Source organism: Citrobacter sp. Cf116 (assembly GCF_030336505.1).
Classification (GTDB): Bacteria; Pseudomonadota; Gammaproteobacteria; order Enterobacterales; family Enterobacteriaceae; genus Citrobacter; species Citrobacter freundii.
In genome coordinates this window covers 623983-643965 of record NZ_JAOWEQ010000037.1, presented here as the reverse complement: position 1 = coordinate 643965, position 19983 = coordinate 623983, and the positions used below count along the sequence as shown (strand labels likewise).

Annotated in this window: 17 protein-coding genes and 1 other RNA gene; 11 read left to right on the top strand and 7 right to left on the bottom strand. The window is 51.8% G+C overall.

The annotated features are described in order from the left end of the window. The 3 genes from hemP to ppsR all read right to left on the bottom strand — a co-directional run bounded on the left by hemP (position 1) and on the right by ppsR (position 2365). Positions 1-189 (bottom strand): hemin uptake protein HemP, encoded by a 189-nt coding sequence (hemP, locus tag OGV74_RS12465; protein ID WP_003030556.1) that lies wholly within the window; start codon positions 187-189, stop codon positions 1-3. A gap of 169 nt (positions 190-358) precedes the next feature. Beyond that, entirely contained in the window at positions 359-1405 is a 1047-nt protein-coding gene (gene aroH, locus OGV74_RS12460) for a 3-deoxy-7-phosphoheptulonate synthase AroH (RefSeq protein WP_003030555.1), read from the bottom strand. A gap of 126 nt (positions 1406-1531) precedes the next feature. Next, a complete protein-coding gene (gene ppsR, locus OGV74_RS12455) occupies positions 1532-2365 on the bottom strand; it encodes a posphoenolpyruvate synthetase regulatory kinase/phosphorylase PpsR (RefSeq protein WP_003030553.1) in 834 nt (277 codons plus the stop codon). Positions 2366-2692: 327 nt separating this feature from the next. Here ppsR and ppsA point away from each other — a divergent pair, with 327 nt between their 5' ends. Next, the gene (gene ppsA, locus OGV74_RS12450) at positions 2693-5071 is read left to right on the top strand and encodes a phosphoenolpyruvate synthase (RefSeq protein WP_003030548.1); all 2379 of its coding nucleotides are present in this window, start codon (positions 2693-2695) and stop codon (positions 5069-5071) included. 109 nt (positions 5072-5180) lie between these two features. On the opposite strand, the gene aroD is transcribed toward ppsA, so the two are convergent. From aroD to ydiK, 3 genes are all read right to left on the bottom strand, one after another. Beyond that, positions 5181-5939, bottom strand: coding sequence for a type I 3-dehydroquinate dehydratase (gene aroD, locus OGV74_RS12445; RefSeq protein WP_286520880.1), 759 nt, complete (start codon positions 5937-5939; stop codon positions 5181-5183). 166 nt (positions 5940-6105) lie between these two features. After that, positions 6106-6213, bottom strand: an RNA gene (rprA, locus tag OGV74_RS12440) — antisense sRNA RprA. Between the two features lie 184 nt (positions 6214-6397). Further along, entirely contained in the window at positions 6398-7507 is a 1110-nt protein-coding gene (ydiK, locus tag OGV74_RS12435) for an AI-2E family transporter YdiK (protein WP_003030544.1), read from the bottom strand. 213 nt (positions 7508-7720) lie between these two features. Here ydiK and ydiJ point away from each other — a divergent pair, with 213 nt between their 5' ends. The 3 genes from ydiJ to OGV74_RS12420 all read left to right on the top strand — a co-directional run bounded on the left by ydiJ (position 7721) and on the right by OGV74_RS12420 (position 11450). Beyond that, complete coding sequence (ydiJ, locus tag OGV74_RS12430; RefSeq protein ID WP_086504236.1) at positions 7721-10777, top strand: D-2-hydroxyglutarate dehydrogenase YdiJ; 3057 nt, start codon at positions 7721-7723, stop codon at positions 10775-10777. Beyond that, positions 10774-11184 (top strand): 1,4-dihydroxy-2-naphthoyl-CoA hydrolase, encoded by a 411-nt coding sequence (menI, locus tag OGV74_RS12425; protein WP_003030541.1) that lies wholly within the window; start codon positions 10774-10776, stop codon positions 11182-11184. Before ydiJ ends, menI begins: the two co-directional genes overlap by 4 nt. A 77-nt stretch (positions 11185-11261) precedes the next feature. Next, on the top strand, positions 11262-11450 hold the full coding sequence (locus tag OGV74_RS12420; RefSeq protein WP_003836591.1) for a YdiH family protein: 189 nt from the start codon (positions 11262-11264) through the stop codon (positions 11448-11450). 66 nt (positions 11451-11516) lie between these two features. Here OGV74_RS12420 and OGV74_RS12415 read toward each other — a convergent pair whose 3' ends face one another. After that, positions 11517-12368: a Vmh family MBL fold metallo-hydrolase gene (locus OGV74_RS12415; protein WP_061548467.1), complete on the bottom strand. Its 852-nt coding sequence runs from the start codon at positions 12366-12368 to the stop codon at positions 11517-11519. Positions 12369-12490: 122 nt separating this feature from the next. Here OGV74_RS12415 and OGV74_RS12410 point away from each other — a divergent pair, with 122 nt between their 5' ends. From OGV74_RS12410 to sufS, 7 genes are all read left to right on the top strand, one after another. Next, complete coding sequence (locus OGV74_RS12410) at positions 12491-13369, top strand: LysR family transcriptional regulator (RefSeq protein ID WP_032949153.1); 879 nt, start codon at positions 12491-12493, stop codon at positions 13367-13369. Positions 13370-13756: 387 nt separating this feature from the next. Then, positions 13757-14521 (top strand): hypothetical protein, encoded by a 765-nt coding sequence (locus OGV74_RS12405; RefSeq protein ID WP_057064630.1) that lies wholly within the window; start codon positions 13757-13759, stop codon positions 14519-14521. Between the two features lie 363 nt (positions 14522-14884). Beyond that, positions 14885-15253, top strand: a complete 369-nt coding sequence (sufA, locus tag OGV74_RS12400; RefSeq protein WP_003029385.1) for a Fe-S cluster assembly scaffold SufA — start codon at positions 14885-14887, stop codon at positions 15251-15253. 8 nt (positions 15254-15261) lie between these two features. After that, positions 15262-16749: a Fe-S cluster assembly protein SufB gene (sufB, locus tag OGV74_RS12395; protein ID WP_086504235.1), complete on the top strand. Its 1488-nt coding sequence runs from the start codon at positions 15262-15264 to the stop codon at positions 16747-16749. Positions 16750-16765: 16 nt separating this feature from the next. Continuing rightward, the gene (sufC, locus tag OGV74_RS12390) at positions 16766-17512 is read left to right on the top strand and encodes a Fe-S cluster assembly ATPase SufC (RefSeq protein ID WP_003029383.1); all 747 of its coding nucleotides are present in this window, start codon (positions 16766-16768) and stop codon (positions 17510-17512) included. Next, entirely contained in the window at positions 17487-18758 is a 1272-nt protein-coding gene (gene sufD / locus OGV74_RS12385; RefSeq protein WP_286520879.1) for a Fe-S cluster assembly protein SufD, read from the top strand. Before sufC ends, sufD begins: the two co-directional genes overlap by 26 nt. Further along, on the top strand, positions 18755-19975 hold the full coding sequence (gene sufS / locus OGV74_RS12380) for a cysteine desulfurase SufS (RefSeq protein WP_086504233.1): 1221 nt from the start codon (positions 18755-18757) through the stop codon (positions 19973-19975). The genes sufD and sufS overlap by 4 nt, the downstream gene beginning before the upstream one ends. Positions 19976-19983: the final 8 nt, after the last annotated feature.

Here is a 19983-nt window from a genome sequence, read left to right as displayed (position 1 = left end):
TTATTTAGTCAGAATGAGTTTTCCGGCTTGCGTCTGGCGCAGCAGGTAGTGCTGACCATCATGTTCTATGATCACGCGTCCTTCGTTACCCAGCAGGGTTTTACTGTCAATTCGTCGCTCGTTTGGCGCGACGGAAGGCGGTGTTGTGTCTTTTGTAGGCGTAGCCGTTGTGTTATCCATACGTGACATAGTGTTTAAAAATAACAATCAATGTAACAATGATAATCATTATCATCAAACTGCAAATTTGCGGCAAGCGTTTTTGTGAAATAATTGTGACGAGAACGTTTTTTGCACAACAATCGGGGAAAAACAAAGGATTAGCACCGGGCAAAGTGATATTGCCCGGTGAAGAGCATTAAAAACGGCTATCAACCGCAGAGGCGAGTTTTTCAACCAACAGTTCAGTATCTTCCCAGTTCAGGCACGGGTCGGTAATGGACTGACCGTAAACCAACGGCTGGCCGCTAACGATTTTTTGAGTACCTTCACGCAAGAAACTCTCCGCCATGATCCCGGCAATTGCCGTCGAGCCGTTACGAATTTGCTGGCACACATCATCACAAACGTCCAACTGACGACGATGCTGCTTCTGGCAATTGCCGTGGCTAAAATCGACCACCAGATGCTCAGGCAGGGAAAATTCGTGCAGGGTATCGCAGGCGGCGGCAATATCTTCAGCATAATAATTCGGCTTTTTACCGCCACGCATGATGATATGCCCGTAAGGGTTACCGCTGGTCTGATAAATGGTCATCTGACCGGTTTTATCCGGCGAGAGGAACATGTGACTGGCGCGGGAGGCGCGAATCGCATCGACGGCGATGCGCGTGTTGCCATCCGTTCCGTTCTTAAAACCGACCGGGCAGGAGAGCGCGGAGGCCATTTCACGATGGATCTGACTTTCGGTGGTGCGCGCGCCAATAGCTCCCCAACTGATTAAATCGGCAATAAACTGGCCGGTCACCATGTCGAGGAATTCAGTCGCCGTGGGGACGCCCAGTTCGTTGACCTGCAACAGCAGTTTTCGCGCCAGTTCAATACCGTGGTTTACACGATAACTGCCGTTCAAATCCGGGTCGGAAATCAGGCCTTTCCAGCCCACGACGGTGCGTGGCTTTTCAAAATAGGTACGCATCACGATTTCCAGACGCGCCTGGTGCTTTGTGCGCAGCGCCTGTAATCGTGTCGCGTATTCCATCGCGGCATCAAGATCGTGAATCGAGCAAGGACCTACGATCACCAGTAAACGGGGGTCTTCACCATTTAAAATTTTTTCTATCCGACGTCGGGAGTCCGTAACATGACGGGCGACGGAGGATGAAACAGGATGCCGTTGCGCAAGCTCTGCTGGAGTGACCAGGTTGTCAATACGCGCAGTACGGAGTTCATCGGTTCTGTTCATTACTTGTCTCAGAAATTTGTTGCTTCAACGGCAGGACTACCGGGAAGTGATGTACATCACAATATCACACTCATCCTGCCTGGTGGCGAGCATAATAACAAAAAATCGAACCAATGCACTAGCATTCTAGTACATGCGGCGATTCAGTCCCATGATATCGAGGATCTTGGTAGCAATCTCTTCTACCGAATAATTGGTACTGTTCAGCCAGGGGATCTGGTTTTTCCGGTACAGCGCTTCTACCTCAGCAACTTCCATTCGGCACTGTCGCAGCGAGGCGTAACGGCTGTTCTCACGGCGCTCTTCGCGGATGGCCGCCAGGCGCTCAGGGTCGATAGTCAGACCGAACAGCTTATGCTGCAACGGCTTCAGAGAGGCGGGCAGCACCAGATTATCCATATCATCGGCAATAAAGGGGTAGTTGGCGGCGCGGATACCAAACTGCATGGCCAGATACAAACTGGTTGGGGTTTTGCCGCAACGAGAAACACCGAGCAGGATCACCTGGGCCTGATCGAGGTTGCGCAACGAAATACCGTCGTCGTGGGCGAGGGTGTAGTCAATGGCGGCAATGCGCGCGTCGTACTTGTTGAGGTTACCGGGATTCAGACCGTGCGTGCGATGGGCGATAGGTGTAGGGTCGAGCTTCATCTCATGCTGCAGCGGAGCAACCAATGCCTGCACGATATCCTGACAAAATCCCTCGCTTTGCAGAATGATTGAGCGAATTTCTGGCAGGACGATGGAGTAAAACACCAAAGGGCGCACGCCAGTTTGTTGGTAGATCGCGTCAATCTGGTCTTTAACCGCGCGCGCACGACTCTCATTTTCCACAAACGGCAGCGTAATGCTGCTGATCGTGACCGGGAATTGCGACATCACCGCGTGACCCAAGACCTCGGCGGTGATGGCCGTACCATCAGAAATATAAAATACGTGACGATCAACAGCATTATCCATTTTGCTCATCCTGGGCAGACATAATTCTCTGAAAGCATAAATTAAAATTCGCCAGAAGCGAATATTGCTGCATCTTTTTTATAAAATGAAACGGTATTTTTATAATTAATGAAAAGTGCATTTCATTTTTCGGAACAAATGTTTATACCGGTAGTTTTTGTGGAGATCCCCTGTGGCTCGCGGGTTTGCGCAAATGTGGAAACAATCTGAAAAAATAAAAAATAAAGTTGCTTGAACGATTCACCGTTTTTTTCGCTGGAGTAAATATGCAAAGATAATTACGCAAAATTGAGTTTCCTAACCTCGTTCAAATATAAGGATTGTTCGATGTCCAACAATGGCTCGTCACCGCTGGTGCTTTGGTATAACCAACTCGGCATGAATGATGTAGACAGAGTTGGGGGCAAAAATGCCTCCCTGGGTGAAATGATTACTAACCTTTCAGGTATGGGTGTTTCCGTACCGAATGGTTTTGCAACGACCGCCGACGCGTTTAACCAGTTTCTGGACCAGAGCGGTGTAAACCAGCGCATTTATGAGCTGCTGGATAAAACGGATATTGACGATGTCACCGAGCTTGCAAAAGCCGGCGCGCAGATCCGCCAGTGGATTATCGACACTCCTTTCCAGCCGGAGCTGGAAAATGCCGTCCGCGATGCCTACGCGCAGCTGTCAGCGGACGATGCCCATGCCTCTTTTGCTGTGCGATCTTCCGCTACCGCAGAAGATATGCCAGATGCGTCATTTGCCGGTCAGCAGGAAACCTTCCTCAACGTCCAGGGATTTGATGCCGTGCTGGTTGCCATCAAACACGTATTTGCCTCGCTGTTTAACGACCGTGCGATCTCTTATCGTGTCCATCAGGGTTATGACCATCGTGGCGTAGCGCTCTCTGCGGGTGTGCAGCGGATGGTGCGTTCTGACCTCGCGTCTTCCGGCGTCATGTTCTCCATCGATACCGAATCCGGTTTCGATCAGGTGGTGTTTATCACGTCTGCATGGGGCCTGGGCGAGATGGTCGTGCAGGGGGCCGTTAACCCGGATGAATTCTACGTGCATAAACCGACGCTGGCGGCTAACCGTCCGGCTATCGTTCGTCGCACCATGGGTTCGAAAAAAATCCGCATGATCTACGCGCCGACTCAGGAACACGGTAAGCAGGTAACGATCGAAGATGTGCCGCAGGAACAACGCGACATTTTCTCCCTGACTAACGAAGAAGTGCAGGAACTGGCCAAGCAGGCGGTGCAGATCGAGAAGCACTACGGTCGTCCGATGGATATCGAATGGGCGAAAGACGGTCATACCGGTAAGCTGTTCATTGTGCAGGCGCGCCCGGAAACCGTGCGTTCTCGTGGCCAGGTGATGGAGCGTTATACGCTGCATGCGCAGGGTAAAATTATTGCTGAAGGTCGTGCCATCGGTCACCGCATTGGTGCGGGTCCGGTCAAAGTCATCCAAGACATCAGCGAAATGAACCGTATCGAACCAGGCGACGTACTGGTTACCGACATGACCGACCCGGACTGGGAACCGATCATGAAGAAAGCAGCGGCGATTGTCACCAACCGTGGCGGTCGTACCTGTCACGCGGCAATCATTGCCCGTGAACTGGGGATCCCTGCCGTGGTGGGCTGTGGCGATGCGACCGAGCGTATGAAAGATGGTGAGAAGGTTACTGTCTCTTGTGCCGAAGGCGACACCGGTTATGTTTACGCTGACATGCTCGACTTTAGCGTGAAGAGTTCCAGCGTGGAGACCATGCCGGATCTGCCGTTGAAGGTGATGATGAACGTCGGTAACCCGGACCGCGCTTTCGACTTCGCCTGCCTGCCAAACGAAGGTGTCGGTCTGGCGCGTCTGGAATTTATCATCAACCGCATGATTGGCGTACACCCGCGTGCACTGCTGGAGTTTGATGACCAGACGCCTGAGCTGCAAAATGAAATCCGCGCCATGATGAAAGGTTTCGATTCTCCGCGTGAATTCTACGTTGGTCGTCTGACGGAAGGGATCGCGACGCTGGGGGCGGCGTTTTATCCTAAACGCGTCATCGTGCGTATGTCTGACTTTAAGTCCAACGAATATGCTAACCTCGTCGGCGGTGAGCGTTATGAGCCGCATGAAGAGAACCCGATGCTGGGCTTCCGTGGGGCGGGCCGTTATGTTGCCGATAGCTTCCGCGACTGCTTCGCGTTGGAATGTGACGCAGTGAAACGTGTCCGTAACGATATGGGCCTGACAAACGTTGAAGTGATGGTACCGTTTGTACGTACCGTTGCCCAGGCGAAAGCGGTGGTGGAAGAGCTGGCACGCCAGGGGCTGAAACGCGGTGAGAACGGACTGAAGATCATCATGATGTGTGAGATCCCGTCTAACGCCTTGCTGGCCGAGCAGTTCCTCGAGTACTTCGACGGCTTCTCCATCGGCTCAAACGACATGACGCAGTTGGCGCTGGGTCTGGATCGTGACTCTGGTGTGGTTTCTGAACTGTTTGATGAGCGTAACGACGCGGTGAAAGCCCTGCTGTCGATGGCGATTCGCGCAGCCAAGAAACAAGGCAAATACGTGGGTATCTGCGGTCAGGGTCCCTCTGACCACGAAGACTTCGCGGCCTGGCTGATGGAAGAGGGGATCGACAGCCTGTCGCTGAACCCGGATACCGTCGTGCAGACCTGGCTGAGCCTGGCTGAACTGAACAAGTAACATCATGCCGGATGGTGGCGTAAGCGCCTTATCCGGCCTACGGTGAGTATCATTCGTGGGCCGGATAAGATGCGGCAGCATCGTCATCCGGTATTTTATCCTTCCACGCTTAAGCCTGATGCAATATTGTCAGTACAGTGCGCAGATCGGTCACTGCGATTTGCCCCGGAGCAGATGCTTTTTTCACTGCACCGAACGTGGCTGCTGAACCAAAAACCTCGCCAGCTAAACGAGAAATCACCCCGTTTTTTGCCATCGACATCGTGATAATTGGACGATCGGCATAGCGTTCATGCATTTCCAGCGTCGCGCTGAGCAGCGTCAGCACATCCGTTTTGCATTGCGGCATCAGCGCAATTTTGGGGATATCGGCGTCCAGTTCCTGCATTTTACGCAGACGCTGAACAATCTCCTCAGCGGCCGGCGTTTTATGAAAATCATGATTCGACATAATAACCAGGACGTTTTTGGCGTGAGCTTGCTCAACGGTTGCTTTAACCTGCGCATCACCAGTGAATAGCTCGAGATCGATCATATCCACCAGGCCACAGTCTATCGCTGCACGGTTTAGTGCGAAATAGTCTTCGGCAGGTAAGGCCTGCTCGCCGCCTTCCTGCGCAGTACGGAAGGTAAAAAGTAACGGCTTGTCAGGCAGAATCTCGCGGATGGCGCGCGCAGCGTCCAGTACTGCGTCAATGGATGCGACATCGGCAAAATGGTCAACGCGCCATTCCAGAATATCGAAATCCGCTTCGCGATAGGTCAGCGCTTCACTTTTTACCATTGCGATGTCTTTAGCCATCAGTGAGACAATGATCTTCGGCGCACTCTTGCCAATTACGACATTTCTTACAGTTACGGTTTTCATTGATTACCCTATAAATATTGGCTGATATCTGTCCGTCAGCCCCCTGAGCCTTCAACAATATCACGGTTTTGTGCTTGATATCGAAACCACTTTTTTAATTGGTACAGACCGTTGAATGGTGGGAAAGTTAAGAAAGGAGAGTATGGCGATTAGAATGGTACGAAGGACAAAAAAAAGCCCATCGTGGGAGATGGGCAAAGACTACACACAGCAATTCGTTGTTTCACTCAGGGGATTTCCATGCTTATAAATCAATGTGTTGATCTAAAGCCATGGGCTAATAGTAGGCATACTGTTTTTTTACGTCGATCAGATTCATCTCAATAGTTTAAAAACTGTAAAGAATTTGCGACACAAATGAGTATTGAAAGAAGGACGGCGTTGGGTCTAATCCCGTAAGAGGGAGGAATTGATTAGTATTGTTAAACAATCAGGCGGCGTTGCCGCCTGATGTTGGATTACTTATTGCGTTCGATTTCAGCAATTTCTTCGAGGATTTCATCCGGATTGGTACCTGGCGCAGGGGCTTCATTTACCCACGCGGAGAACAGACGCCAGGAAACGGCCAGTACTACTGGACCTATAAACAGACCAATCATGCCGAAGGCAATCAATCCGCCGATGACTCCGGAGAGAATCAGGAGCAGTGGCAAATCGGCACCCATGCGAATCAGCATCGGTCGAATCACGTTATCCAGTGTTCCGACCACGCCGCTCCACACCAGCAGCACGGTGCCCCAGGTTGAATCCCCCGTCCAGTATAGCCAGATAATGGCCGGAATCAGTACCGGTAGCGGCCCCAGTTGCACCAGACATGACAGGATCATCAATACCGCCAGCAGTGTGGCATACGGCACACCGGTTACCGCCAGACCAATACCCCCGAGCACTGCCTGTACCAGAGCGGTGACCACAACGCCTAATGCGACGGCGCGAATGGCTTGTGCTGCCAGCAGAATGGCAGCATCTCCACGTTTTGAGGCAAGACGGCAGGCGAAGTGACGAATACCTAATGCGACTTGTTCACCGCGCCAGTACAACAGGGCACTGAACAGCAGCATCAGGCCACAGTGCATCATAAAGCGGCCGATATGCGCGGCCTGACCGACGAACCAGGTGGTGGTGGTGCCGATATAAGGACGAACCTTGGCCATAATCGCCGAACCGCCCATATCCAGTAAGCTGTGCCATGCGCCATACATTTTGGCACCCACCAGTGGAATGCTGTTCAACCATGCCAGATCCGGTAGCGTCATATCACCTGCGGTTACGGCATGGATCAGCGGCCCACTGCCATCGACGATGCTGTTAACCAGCAGCGCGATGGGGATGATGAACAACAGCACCAGCAACAGCGTCATCACCAGTACGGCAAGTGAACGGCGTCCCCAGAGCAATTTTTGTAAGCGTAGCAGGATAGGCCAGGTTGCAATGACAATCGTGCCTGCCCAGGCAAAACCGAGGATAAAGGGCTGAACAATCCAGAGACAGGCCACAATCAGGATGGCTAAAAACAGCACCGATAGCAGCACTTGTGCAATATCCCTGGGCTGACGGAAATTTACCATAAATACTTTTCACCTTTGTCTTTGCGCCAGAACGTTGACGCGACGTGAATACTTAAATGACACCCTGTAATGATGAGCAATTTCAGCGGTTTTGAACAGGCGGATTCTGCCTGTAAATCTGCTGAGCGTATTAGAAAAAAATGTGATACAACAAACAAAGCAACACGCAAACGATTAAATTCACAACACAGACCGCAGGAAAGGGTCACTATAATGATTCCACAAATTTCTCAGGCACCAGGTGTCGTTCAACTGGTGCTCAACTTTTTGCAGGCGCTGGAGCAGCAAGGATTTACGGGCGATACGGCAACGAGCTATGCCGATCGTCTGACAATGTCGACGGATAACAGTATTTATCAGCTGCTACCTGATGCTGTCGTTTTCCCTCGTTCAACCGCAGATGTGGCGCTAATCGCCCGTCTGGCGGCAGAACCGCTTTTCTCGTCGTTGATTTTTACCCCGCGCGGCGGCGGCACCGGGACCAACGGTCAGGCGCTGAATCAGGGCATTATTGTTGATATGTCCCGCTATATGAGCCGCATTATTGAAATCAACCCGCAAGAAGGTTGGGTGCGGGTAGAAGCCGGGGTGATAAAAGATCAGCTCAACCAGTTTCTGAAGCCTTACGGCTATTTCTTTGCCCCGGAATTATCCACCAGTAACCGGGCAACGCTCGGCGGGATGATCAACACCGATGCGTCCGGGCAAGGATCGTTGGTTTACGGTAAAACTTCCGATCATGTGTTGGGCATCCGTGCGGTGCTGATGGGCGGCGATATTCTTGATACTCAGCCAATGCCGATCGAGCTTGCCGAAATGCTGGGGAAAAGCAATACCACCATTGGCCGCATCTATAAGACCGTTTATGAACGTTGTCGCGATAACCGACAACTGATCATGGATAAATTCCCGAAACTTAATCGCTTCCTGACCGGGTACGATCTACGGCACGTCTTTAATGATGAGATGACCGAATTTGATTTAACCCGCATTCTCACCGGCTCTGAAGGTACGCTGGCGTTTATCACCGAAGCCCGTCTGGATATCACGCCGCTGCCAAAAGTCAGACAACTGGTTAACGTCAAGTACGACTCTTTCGACTCGGCGTTGCGTAATGCCCCGGTGATGGTGGAAGCGCGGGCATTGTCGGTAGAAACTGTCGACTCCAAAGTACTTAATCTGGCGCGGGAAGATATCGTCTGGCACTCGGTAAGTGAATTGATTACCGATGTACCTGATCAAGAGATGCTGGGTCTGAACATTGTAGAGTTTGCCGGTGACGACGAAGTATTGATTAATTCGCAGGTCAGCGCACTGTGTGAACGTCTGGATGGCTTAATGGCTCGCCAGGAAGCGGGTGTCATTGGCTGGCAACTGTGTACCGAACTGGCGGGAGTCGAACGAATTTACGCCATGCGCAAAAAGGCAGTCGGTCTGCTGGGCAATGCAAAAGGTTCCGCGAAGCCAATTCCGTTCGCTGAGGATACCTGCGTTCCGCCGGAGCATCTGGCGGACTATATTGCCGAGTTCCGCGCGCTACTCGACAGCCACGCCCTGAGTTACGGCATGTTTGGTCACGTGGATGCTGGCGTGCTTCACGTCAGACCGGCGTTGGATATGTGTGACCCGCAGCAGGAAGTGCTGATGAAACGCATTTCTGATGATGTTGTGGCGCTGACGGCGAAATATGGCGGTTTGCTGTGGGGCGAGCATGGGAAAGGTTTTCGTGCAGAATACAGCCCGGCGTTCTTCGGCGAGGAGCTGTATCGCGAACTGCGCAAAGTGAAATCGGTGTTTGATCCGCAAAACCGGCTGAATCCTGGGAAAATTTGTCCACCGGAAGGCGTAGATGCGCCGATGATGAAAGTGGACGCGGTGAAACGCGGAACGTATGACCGTCAGATCCCTCTGGCCGTACGCCAGGAGTGGCGCGGGGCAATGGAGTGTAACGGCAACGGGTTATGCTTTAATTTCGATGCGAAAAGTCCCATGTGTCCGTCGATGAAAATCAGCCTCAACCGTATTCATTCGCCAAAAGGGCGAGCCACGTTGGTGCGTGAATGGCTGCGTTTGTTAGCGGATCGCGGGATCGACCCAATACAGCTGGAAAAAGAGCTACCGGAAAAACGCGCCAGTTTACGTGCGCTGATTGCCCGTACCCGCAACAGTTGGCATGCGCGCAAGGGTGAATACGATTTCTCGCACGAAGTAAAAGAGGCAATGTCCGGCTGTCTGGCATGTAAAGCATGTTCAACACAGTGTCCAATTAAAATTGATGTACCGGAGTTCCGTTCGCGCTTCCTCCAGCTGTACCACACGCGTTATCTGCGCCCGTTGCGCGATCACATGGTGGCGACCGTTGAGAGCTATGCGCCGTTAATGGCACGAGCGCCCAAAACGTTTAACTTCTTCATCAACCAGCCGCTGGTGCGAAACCTGGCTAAAAAGCACATTGGAATGGTTGATTTACCGCTGTTGTCTGCACCGTCGCTGCAACGCCAACTGGTGGGGCATCGTTCCGCCAATATGACGTTGGAACAGCTCGAATTACTCAGCCTTGAGCAAAAAGCGCGTACGGTGCTGGTGGTGCAGGACCCTTTCACCAGCTATTACGATGCGCAGGTGGTTGCTGACTTTATACGTCTGGTAGAGAAGCTGGGCATGCAGCCGGTACTGCTGCCGTTTTCACCAAACGGCAAGGCGCAGCACATTAAAGGCTTCTTAAACCGTTTTGCCAAAACGGCGAAAAAGACATCCGAGTTTCTTAACCGGGTAGCGAAGCTGAATATTCCGATGGTGGGTGTTGATCCGGCGCTGGTGCTTTGTTATCGCGATGAATACAAGCTGGCGCTGGGCGAACAACGGGGTGATTTCCATGTGTTGCTAGCCAACGAATGGTTATCGAAAGCTGTGGAAGCACAGCAGCCAGTCGCTGTTGGCGGTGAACCGTGGTACTTCTTTGGCCACTGTACCGAAGTGACGGCTTTGCCAGGCGCGCCTGCGCAGTGGGCGGCTATTTTTGCCCGTTTTGGCGCAAAGCTGGAGAACGTCAGCGTGGGATGCTGTGGTATGGCTGGCACCTACGGCCACGAAGTAAAGAATCACCAAAACTCATTGGGGATCTATGAGCTATCATGGCACCAGGCAATGCAACGATTGCCGCGTAACCGTTGTCTGGCTACCGGGTACTCCTGTCGCAGTCAGGTTAAACGCGTTGAAGGTACGGGCGTTCGCCACCCATTACAGGCACTGCTGGAGATTATAGGATGATCTGGAAACGTGAAGTCACACTCGAGGCGCTCAATGCCATGGGTGAAGGAAATATGGTTGGGTTGCTCGATATTCGTTTTGTGCACATTGGTGACGATACGCTGGAAGCTACAATGCCGGTGGACCATCGCACCAAACAACCCTTTGGGTTGCTGCACGGCGGCGCATCCGTGGTGCTGGCGGAAAGTATTGGTTCGGTAGCGGGATACTTGTGTACTCAGGGTGAGCAGAAAGTGGTGGGCCTGGAGATCAACGCCAACCATATCCGTTCTGCGCGGGAAGGGCACGTCAGGGGCGTATGTCGCGCGTTACATACCGGCTCTCGTCACCAGGTTTGGCAAATAGAGATCTTCGATGAGCAGGGACGATTGTGCTGTACGTCGCGTCTGACGACCGCAATTTTGTGATGCATATTGCTTTTGGTCATTATCTGCACAGGGAATGGTGTTATACTGTGCAGGTTTTGAACACAAGCGAGGATGATATGTCTACCCAATTAGACCCTGCCCAACTGGCAATAGAATTTTTACGTCGTGATAAAACCGATCTTTCACCGGCTCAGTACCTGAAAAGGCTGAAACAGCTCGAACTGGAGTTTGCTGATTTACTGGCGCTCTCCTCGATGGAACTGAAAGAAGAGATCTATTTTGCCTGGCGCATGGGCGTTCATTGATTCCGGTATGCTTATCGTAACGAAACCCCGACACGTGTTCGGGGTTATTTTTGCCTTAAATCTTCATTACCACTTCATCTCACCGCTGTTAACCTTCGCACTTAGTTCAAGCGAGCTTGCGTCCGCCAGACCTGGCCATGCTGCCGTCATGGTTTTAATCACATAATCCGATCCTTTCTTCGCCCCTAACGCCTGCTCAAACGACTGCAAATAGTCCTGGGTGAAGCGAATAGCTTTATCGCCAGTAGGGCGTTCGCCAATGTAGTGACCCGGGACCACCTGAGTGGGCTGTAAGCTCTGCATTTCGCTCAGTACGTTACGCCATGCACTACGCTGTTCTTCAGATTGTGTATCCGCCGTCCAGACGTGAATACCTGAAGCCACGCCTGTGCCGCCAATAATGGCCCGATTCGCCGGGATCCAGATATACGCTGCATAATCGTTGGAGTGACGCAGTTCCAGCGGTTCGCCATCAACCGTGAACTGCGTTTGCGTCGTCGCCTGCGGAACGGTGAGCGATGTTGGCGCGCCGTCCTTCATTTGCGGGCCCCAGAACTGCAGCTTGGCCTCTTTGGTGGCGCGGATATGGTCTACCACCTGCGGTGTTGCCAGAACTTTTACCTGTGGGAAAGCGTTGACGATGGGTTGCAGACCGAAATAGAAATCCGGATCGCCGGAAGTGATCACGATAGCCTTCAGCGTTTTACCGCTGGCGCGAATCATCTGCACCAGCTGTTCGCCATCTTTGGTGCTGAACTGGGCGTCAAACAGAATCGCCTCTTTGGGACCAGACACCAGCGTCGAAGAGACCGGGAAAATACCCTTCTCCTGCGGATTATAGACGTCCAGCTGTAGCGGTGCGGCGAAAGCTGAAGACGCAAACAGAGGTAACAGCAGGGCCAGAGATTTAACTTTCATACCAGGTAACCTTATGCAGGGAATTGTCTTTTGATAGTTCCCGTATTTTAAGCATATTCGTATCTGTTAGAATTCCCTCATTAGGACATGCTGAGTTTCATAAAACGATCGGATGGGATGCAATGGACAGAGTGATGGCGGCAACGGTATTTAACCATATCTGTGATTTGGGCAGTCTGAGCGCCGCTGCACGTGCATTGGGGCTTTCCCGTCCGATGGTCAGTCGTTACCTCGACGAGATGGAAAAATGGGCAGGCGCAAGGCTTATCCATCGCTCATCGCGTCGCTTGACGATCACGCCAGCGGGTGAAGAGGCATTACTGAAAACGCGTTCTCTGGCGCAACTTTCGCTGGATATTGGTGCCGCCAGTGGCGCGCAAATTCCCTCCGGCACGCTACGTGTGGCCTGCGCCCATTTTACCGCCATGCATATTCTTGCTCCGGTTCTGCCGGCGTTTATGGAGCAATATCCGCAATTACGTATTGAGGTGGAGATCAATAATCAACCGGTAAGCCTTGTGGGGGAACGCATCGATGTGGCGATCCGCATAACGGATAATCCCGAGCCTGGGACCATCGCCCGCCGGTTGGGCGACTGTAAATCGGTACTTTGCGCGTCCGCAGATTATCTGCATCAACATGGCACGCCTGAGACAGTCGACGATCTCACTCGGCACAATTGCCTGTACTACAGCGGTTTTGCCGGACAATCCTGGCACTTTTTGGATGCCCAGGGGCAGTCTGTCTCGGTTGCAATCAAAGGGAATTTGAGTGCAGGGATCTCTTCGCTGCTCTGCGAGTCGGCGGTGGCAGGAATGGGGATCGCGTTGGTGCCAGAGGTGGAGGCGCAGGAAGGGCTGGCGCAGGGAGCGTTAATTCGATTACTGCCAGAACTTCAACCTAAATGCTTGCCAATTTATGGTTTATACCTTTCTCGGGAGCATCAGCCTGCGGGGCTACGTTTGCTGCTGGATGCGCTTAGTGGGGCGGCGCAATGCTAAAAAGGTAGCTAAACGTGCTCATAAAATAGTCAAACCGCAATTTGTGTTAAAAAAAACTTATCGGTGTATGAGATTCTTCTTATCGCCCCTTCAAGAGCTAAGCCATCGTGAGTGCCGGAGATAAGCGCCGGATGGGGCCGGAACCCTTAAGCCTGCCAGCAAGCAGACTTAAGGGTTTTTTGTTGTCTTTATATGTCGCCGCTGCGGGATTGTACGTACTTGTTGCGCGTCTGCAGAACGGAGTTGTCTAAAAATAGCGGTGGTGACATTTAAGTTTAATGAATCATAACCGCTTTATACTGCACAGAGAATGCAGAATAGATTCCTTGGTAACCGTTACTGTGTGAGCTGTTCTGGAAACCCTGAAACGTTAACAGAGTTTAGCGAATGGTAGAGAATCTTGTTTTCAATTTTAAAAATCAGATCCCGATTCACTATCGGTTCAAACCTGCCTCAAGAGATTGTCGGCATTTGTTGATTGTCATGTCTGGATTTAATATCCCGGATGCTACTATCTATGACTTTACAATGCTTGATCACTGCCATTCTGCAATTCTATGGATTAAAGATGATTTTGCCGGTCTGCCAGCCTATTACTTGTGTAATAATATGAATTTTGATATCGAGCAGGGTGTTAGTCTGCTCATTCAGGGGGTGATTGATTTTGTAAAACCTACGAACACGACGATTCTCGGTGCTTCCAAAGGTGGGTCGATGTCAATGTATTACGGTATTAAGCTTAATATTCGGAACATCATTACAGCAGTACCTCAGTTTTATATCGGTAGTTATGTTGCAAAAGGATATTGGACGCAGGTCGGACAACAGATGATGGGCACTATCTCACCGGAGAATATCTCCAGGCTGGATAATCTGCTTCGTGATGTTATCTATAAGGATAAATGTAAAACTGCGAATATCTATCTTTTCACCTCACCAAATGATAAGCAGTTTCCTGTCGAGATCGTGCCAAATTTAGAACTTCTGCAAGAATATAATTATTTCAATCTTGTGGAAACTAATTCATCTTTTGCAACAGAACACAATCAAATAACACGATATAACTTGAATGTTATTTTATCCATAATCTACCAACTTGAAAATAATATAACACCTGCCTATGGGCGAGTGAAAAATGGAAATGGGTGGTAAGTCAGCAGTTAGCTTTTTATCCTTTTACCTTTCACTGCTCTTCGAAACTCACCCCCTGATAACTCCCTGGTTGGGTTTCGCCTGGTAGAGGTAGTTACCTCTGCTATCACAGAAATAGTCATTTTCTATACATCTTTTGATGTTTGACCTGCCTGAACGATTAGATTTCTATAATCCATTATTAATCAATGTATTGAACAAAAAATTCCATCCCTGTAAACCCTCGCTGCAGGGTCTATGCTTAGTAAAAGCAGTCAAAAAGAGCGGTTAACCCGAATGCCCCTGCTGTTGAGGGGTTGAAGTGATAATCATTATCACTAACATATTGTTATAGCTTAAAAGCTAGTGACTCGAGGTAACCCTATGGAATTGCATTCAGGAACATTTAACCCGGACGATTTTGCCTGGCGTGGACTGACGTTAACGCCAGCAGCGGCGGCGCATATCCGTGAACTGGTGGCAAAGCAACCCGACATGTTGGGCGTACGCCTGGGCGTGAAGCAAACGGGATGCGCGGGATTCGGCTACGTGCTGGATACCGTCCGCGAGGCCCAAAAAGACGATCTGTTGTTTGAAACGGATGGCGCCAGACTGTATGTGCCTTTACAGGCGATGCCGTTCATCGACGGCACAGAAGTCGATTTTGTTCGCGAAGGATTAAATCAGTTATTTAAATTTCATAACCCGAAAGCCCAGAACGAATGCGGCTGTGGCGAAAGTTTTGGGGTATAGGCGGTACTATGTCTCGTAATACTGAAGCAACTGACGATGTCAACACCTGGGCTGGTGGGCACCTTAATTACAAAGAGGGCTTCTTCACCCAACTGCAAACCGATGAGCTGGCGAAAGGGATCAACGAAGAGGTCGTGCGTGCGATTTCGGCAAAACGTAATGAACCCGACTGGATGCTGGAATTCCGCCTGAATGCCTTTCAGGCATGGCTGACCATGGAAGAGCCGCACTGGCTAAAAGCGCACTACGACAAGCTGAATTATCAGGAGTACAGCTACTATTCCGCACCGTCCTGCGGTAACTGCGATGAAACCTGCGCATCTGAGCCGGGAGCGGTGCAGCAAACGGGGGCGAATGCGTTTTTAAGCAAAGAGGTTGAGGATGCCTTTGAACAGCTTGGCGTACCGGTCCGTGAAGGCAAAGAGGTGGCGGTTGATGCTATTTTTGACTCGGTATCGGTGGCGACCACCTATCGCGACAAACTGGCGGAACAGGGCATTATTTTCTGTTCGTTCGGTGAGGCGATTCACGATCATCCTGAGCTGGTAAAACAATATCTGGGCACAGTGGTTCCGGGTAATGACAACTTCTTTGCCGCGCTGAATGCGGCGGTGGCCTCCGACGGCACCTTTATTTATGTACCAAAAGGTGTACGTTGCCCCATGGAACTGTCGACTTATTTCCGTATCAATGCGGAGAAAACCGGGCAGTTTGAACGCACTATTCTGGTCGCGGATGAGGGCAGCTACGTCAGCTATATCGAAGGCTGTTCGGCTCCGGTGCGCGACAGCTACCAGCTGCATGCGGCGGTGGTAGAAGTCATCATCCACAAAGATGCCGAAGTGAAATACTCGACGGTGCAAAACTGGTTCCCCGGGGATGGTAACACCGGCGGCATTTTGAACTTCGTCACCAAGCGTGCTCTGTGCGAAGGTGAAAACAGCAAAATGTCATGGACGCAGTCGGAAACCGGCTCGGCCATTACCTGGAAATACCCAAGCTGCATTTTGCGTGGCGACAACTCTATCGGCGAATTCTACTCCGTGGCCCTGACCAGTGGTCATCAGCAGGCCGATACAGGCACCAAGATGATCCACATCGGTAAAAACACCAAATCAACCATTATCTCGAAAGGGATCTCCGCCGGACACAGCCAGAACAGCTATCGCGGTTTAGTGAAAATTATGCCGACCGCCGCCAATGCCCGCAACTATACCCAATGTGACTCGATGTTGATCGGGGCGGATTGCGGAGCGCACACATTCCCATATGTGGAGTGTCGTAACAACAGCGCCCAGCTTGAGCACGAAGCCACGACGTCGCGCATTGGTGAAGATCAGCTGTTTTACTGCCTGCAGCGCGGTATCAGCGAAGAGGATGCCATTTCGATGATCGTGAATGGTTTCTGTAAAGACGTGTTCTCTGAACTGCCGCTGGAATTTGCCGTGGAAGCGCAAAAACTTCTCGCCATAAGTCTTGAACACAGCGTCGGTTAAAATTTAAGGAAAGCACATGTTAAGCATCAAAGATTTACAGGTCAGTGTGGAAGATAAGGCGATCCTGCGTGGGCTGAGTCTTGAAATTCGCCCCGGAGAAGTGCACGCCATTATGGGGCCAAATGGTTCCGGGAAAAGTACGCTTTCCGCCACCCTGGCCGGACGTGATGACTATGAAGTCACCGGCGGGACGGTAGAATTCAACGGTAAGGATTTACTGGAACTGTCACCGGAAGACCGGGCCGGTGAAGGGATCTTTATGGCATTCCAGTATCCGGTGGAAATCCCCGGCGTCAGTAATCAGTTTTTCCTGCAAACGGCACTGAATGCGGTGCGCACCTACCGTGGCGAAGAGTCACTGGACAGGTTTGACTTCCAGGATCTGATGGAAGAAAAAATTGCGTTGCTGAAGATGCCGGAAGATTTGCTCACGCGTTCGGTCAACGTTGGTTTCTCCGGCGGTGAGAAAAAGCGTAATGACATTTTGCAAATGGCGGTGCTGGAGCCTCAGCTGTGTATTCTGGATGAGTCGGACTCCGGGCTGGATATCGATGCGCTGAAAATCGTCGCCGACGGCGTGAACTCGCTACGCGACGGGCAACGCTCATTCATTATCGTCACCCATTATCAACGCATCCTGGACTATATCAAACCTGATTATGTTCACGTTCTCTACCAGGGGCGAATAGTGAAGTCCGGTGATTTTACGCTGGTCAAACAACTTGAGGAGCAAGGTTATGGCTGGCTTAGCGAACAGCAGTAACGTGCTGCAACAGTGGCACCATCTGTTTGAAACGCAAGGTGAGACGCGCTCGCAACATGCCCAGCAGCATCTGCAGCAGATGCTGCGTCTGGGGCTGCCAACGCGTAAGCATGAGGACTGGAAATACACGCCGCTTGAGGGGTTAACCAATAGCCAGTTTGTCAGTCATGTCGCTGAGATAACGTCAGCCCAGTGTGAAGCGTTAGCACCGGCAATTGATGCCATACAACTGGTATTTGTCGACGGGCAATTCTCTCCAACGCTGAGCGACAGAGCGGAAGGTAGTGGTTTTGACATTACCATTGACGATGCGCGCCAGATGCTGCCAGCGGCTATCCAACCGGAAGTGTTTCTGCACCTGACCGAAAGCCTGTCGCGTAGCGTCACTCACATTCAGGTGAAGCGTAACCAGCGCCCAGCGAAACCGCTGCTGCTGCTGCACATTACCCAGGGGCTGGCGGGCGATGAGGTGAACACGGCGCACTATCGCCACCATCTGGAGCTGGCGGAAGGCGCAGAAGCCACCGTTATTGAACACTATGTCAGTCTCAGCGAGCTTCGCCATTTCACCGGCGCACGTTTAACCATGAATGTCGCGGCGAATGCGCACTTGCGCCACATCAAACTGGCGTTTGAGAACCCGCAGAGCCACCATTTCGCGCATAATGACATTCAATTGGGGGCGGATGCTACGGCTGCCAGCCACAGTTTTTTACTCGGTGATGCGGTGCTGCGTCATAACACCAGCACCCAGCTTAACGGCGAAAACACGACGCTTCGGCTTAACAGCCTGGCAATGCCGGTGAAAAATGAAGTCTGCGATACCCGCACTTGGCTTGAGCATAACAAAGGATATTGCAACAGCCGCCAGCTGCATAAAACGATCGTCAGCGATAAGGGGCGGGCGGTATTCAATGGCCTGATCAACGTCGCTCAGCACGCCATTAAAACCGATGGCCAGATGACCAACAATAATTTGCTGCTCGGTAAACTGGCGGAGGTTGATACCAAGCCGCAGCTTGAAATCTATGCCGACGACGTGAAATGCAGTCACGGGGCGACGGTAGGGCGGATCGACGACGAGCAGATGTTCTATTTGCGTTCGCGCGGGATCGGCCAGCAAGATGCCCAACAAATGATTCTCTATGCGTTTGCCGCTGAGCTAACTGAAGCCCTGAGCGAGGAAACGCTGAAACAACAGGTACTGGCACGGATCGCCCAACGCTTGCCGGGAGGCGTAGCATGACATTTCCCATTGAAAAAGTGCGGGCCGATTTTCCGGTTCTGACGCGTGAAGTGAATGGTTTACCGTTGGCGTATCTGGACAGCGCCGCGAGCGCGCAAAAGCCGAACCAGGTGATTGATGCCGAAGCCGAGTTCTACCGTCACGGCTATGCGGCGGTCCACCGCGGTATCCATACGCTGAGCGCTCAGGCTACGGAAAAAATGGAGAATGTGCGCAAGCTCGCTTCGCTGTTTATTAACGCCCGCTCCGCCGAAGAGCTGGTGTTTGTTCGCGGTACGACGGAGGGCATCAACTTGGTGGCGAACAGCTGGGGCAGCAGCAATGTGCGGGCGGGCGATAACATTATCATCAGCGAAATGGAGCACCATGCCAATATTGTGCCCTGGCAGATGCTGTGTGCCCGCGTAGGTGCAGAACTGCGCGTTATCCCGCTCAATGACGATGGTACGTTGCAGCTGGAAACGCTGCCGACGCTGTTTGACGATCGCACGAAGCTGTTGGCGATTACCCACGTATCTAACGTGCTGGGCACGGAAAACCCGTTGGGTGAGACGATCGCGCTGGCGCATCAATACGGTGCGAAAGTGCTGGTGGATGGCGCGCAGGCGGTGATGCATCATCAGGTGGATGTGCAGGCGCTGGATTGCGATTTTTATGTTTTCTCCGGGCATAAACTTTACGGGCCAACCGGTATTGGCATTCTGTATGCCAGAGAGTCGCTGCTGCAGGAGATGCCGCCGTGGGAAGGCGGTGGTTCAATGATTGCGACGGTGAGTTTGAGTCAGGGAACAACGTGGGCCAAAGCGCCCTGGCGGTTTGAAGCCGGAACGCCAAACACCGGCGGCATTATCGGACTCGGCGCGGCTATTGAATATATTTCAGCGCTGGGGCTGACTGAAATCAGCGAATATGAACAGTTCATGATGCGCTATGCGTTGGAACAGCTGGCGGATGTGCCGGATTTAACAATCTACGGACCGGATAACCGTCTGGGTGTGATTGCGTTTAACCTCGGCAAGCATCACGCCTATGACGTCGGGAGTTTTCTTGATAACTATGGCATCGCCGTGCGGACGGGGCATCACTGCGCAATGCCGCTGATGGCCTATTATAACGTTCCCGCGATGTGCCGGGCGTCGATTGCAATGTATAACACCCATGAAGAAGTGGATCGCCTGGTAACGGGCCTCAAGCGTATTCACCATTTACTGGGCTAACAGGGAGG

What these genes read in the sequence shown, in the direction of transcription:
- hemP (WP_003030556.1), bottom strand. Translation starts at nt 189, where the DNA reads ATGTCACGTATGGATAACACAACGGCTACGCCTACAAAAGACACAACA.
- ppsA (WP_003030548.1), top strand. Translation starts at nt 2,693, where the DNA reads ATGTCCAACAATGGCTCGTCACCGCTGGTGCTTTGGTATAACCAACTC.
- sufD (WP_286520879.1), top strand. Translation starts at nt 17,487, where the DNA reads ATGGCTGGCTTAGCGAACAGCAGTAACGTGCTGCAACAGTGGCACCAT.
- menI (WP_003030541.1), top strand. Translation starts at nt 10,774, where the DNA reads ATGATCTGGAAACGTGAAGTCACACTCGAGGCGCTCAATGCCATGGGT.
- OGV74_RS12405 (WP_057064630.1), top strand. Translation starts at nt 13,757, where the DNA reads ATGGTAGAGAATCTTGTTTTCAATTTTAAAAATCAGATCCCGATTCAC.
- sufC (WP_003029383.1), top strand. Translation starts at nt 16,766, where the DNA reads ATGTTAAGCATCAAAGATTTACAGGTCAGTGTGGAAGATAAGGCGATC.
- sufA (WP_003029385.1), top strand. Translation starts at nt 14,885, where the DNA reads ATGGAATTGCATTCAGGAACATTTAACCCGGACGATTTTGCCTGGCGT.
- OGV74_RS12420 (WP_003836591.1), top strand. Translation starts at nt 11,262, where the DNA reads ATGTCTACCCAATTAGACCCTGCCCAACTGGCAATAGAATTTTTACGT.
- ydiK (WP_003030544.1), bottom strand. Translation starts at nt 7,507, where the DNA reads ATGGTAAATTTCCGTCAGCCCAGGGATATTGCACAAGTGCTGCTATCG.
- OGV74_RS12410 (WP_032949153.1), top strand. Translation starts at nt 12,491, where the DNA reads ATGGACAGAGTGATGGCGGCAACGGTATTTAACCATATCTGTGATTTG.
- ppsR (WP_003030553.1), bottom strand. Translation starts at nt 2,365, where the DNA reads ATGGATAATGCTGTTGATCGTCACGTATTTTATATTTCTGATGGTACG.
- OGV74_RS12415 (WP_061548467.1), bottom strand. Translation starts at nt 12,368, where the DNA reads ATGAAAGTTAAATCTCTGGCCCTGCTGTTACCTCTGTTTGCGTCTTCA.
- sufB (WP_086504235.1), top strand. Translation starts at nt 15,262, where the DNA reads ATGTCTCGTAATACTGAAGCAACTGACGATGTCAACACCTGGGCTGGT.
- aroD (WP_286520880.1), bottom strand. Translation starts at nt 5,939, where the DNA reads ATGAAAACCGTAACTGTAAGAAATGTCGTAATTGGCAAGAGTGCGCCG.
- sufS (WP_086504233.1), top strand. Translation starts at nt 18,755, where the DNA reads ATGACATTTCCCATTGAAAAAGTGCGGGCCGATTTTCCGGTTCTGACG.
- ydiJ (WP_086504236.1), top strand. Translation starts at nt 7,721, where the DNA reads ATGATTCCACAAATTTCTCAGGCACCAGGTGTCGTTCAACTGGTGCTC.
- aroH (WP_003030555.1), bottom strand. Translation starts at nt 1,405, where the DNA reads ATGAACAGAACCGATGAACTCCGTACTGCGCGTATTGACAACCTGGTC.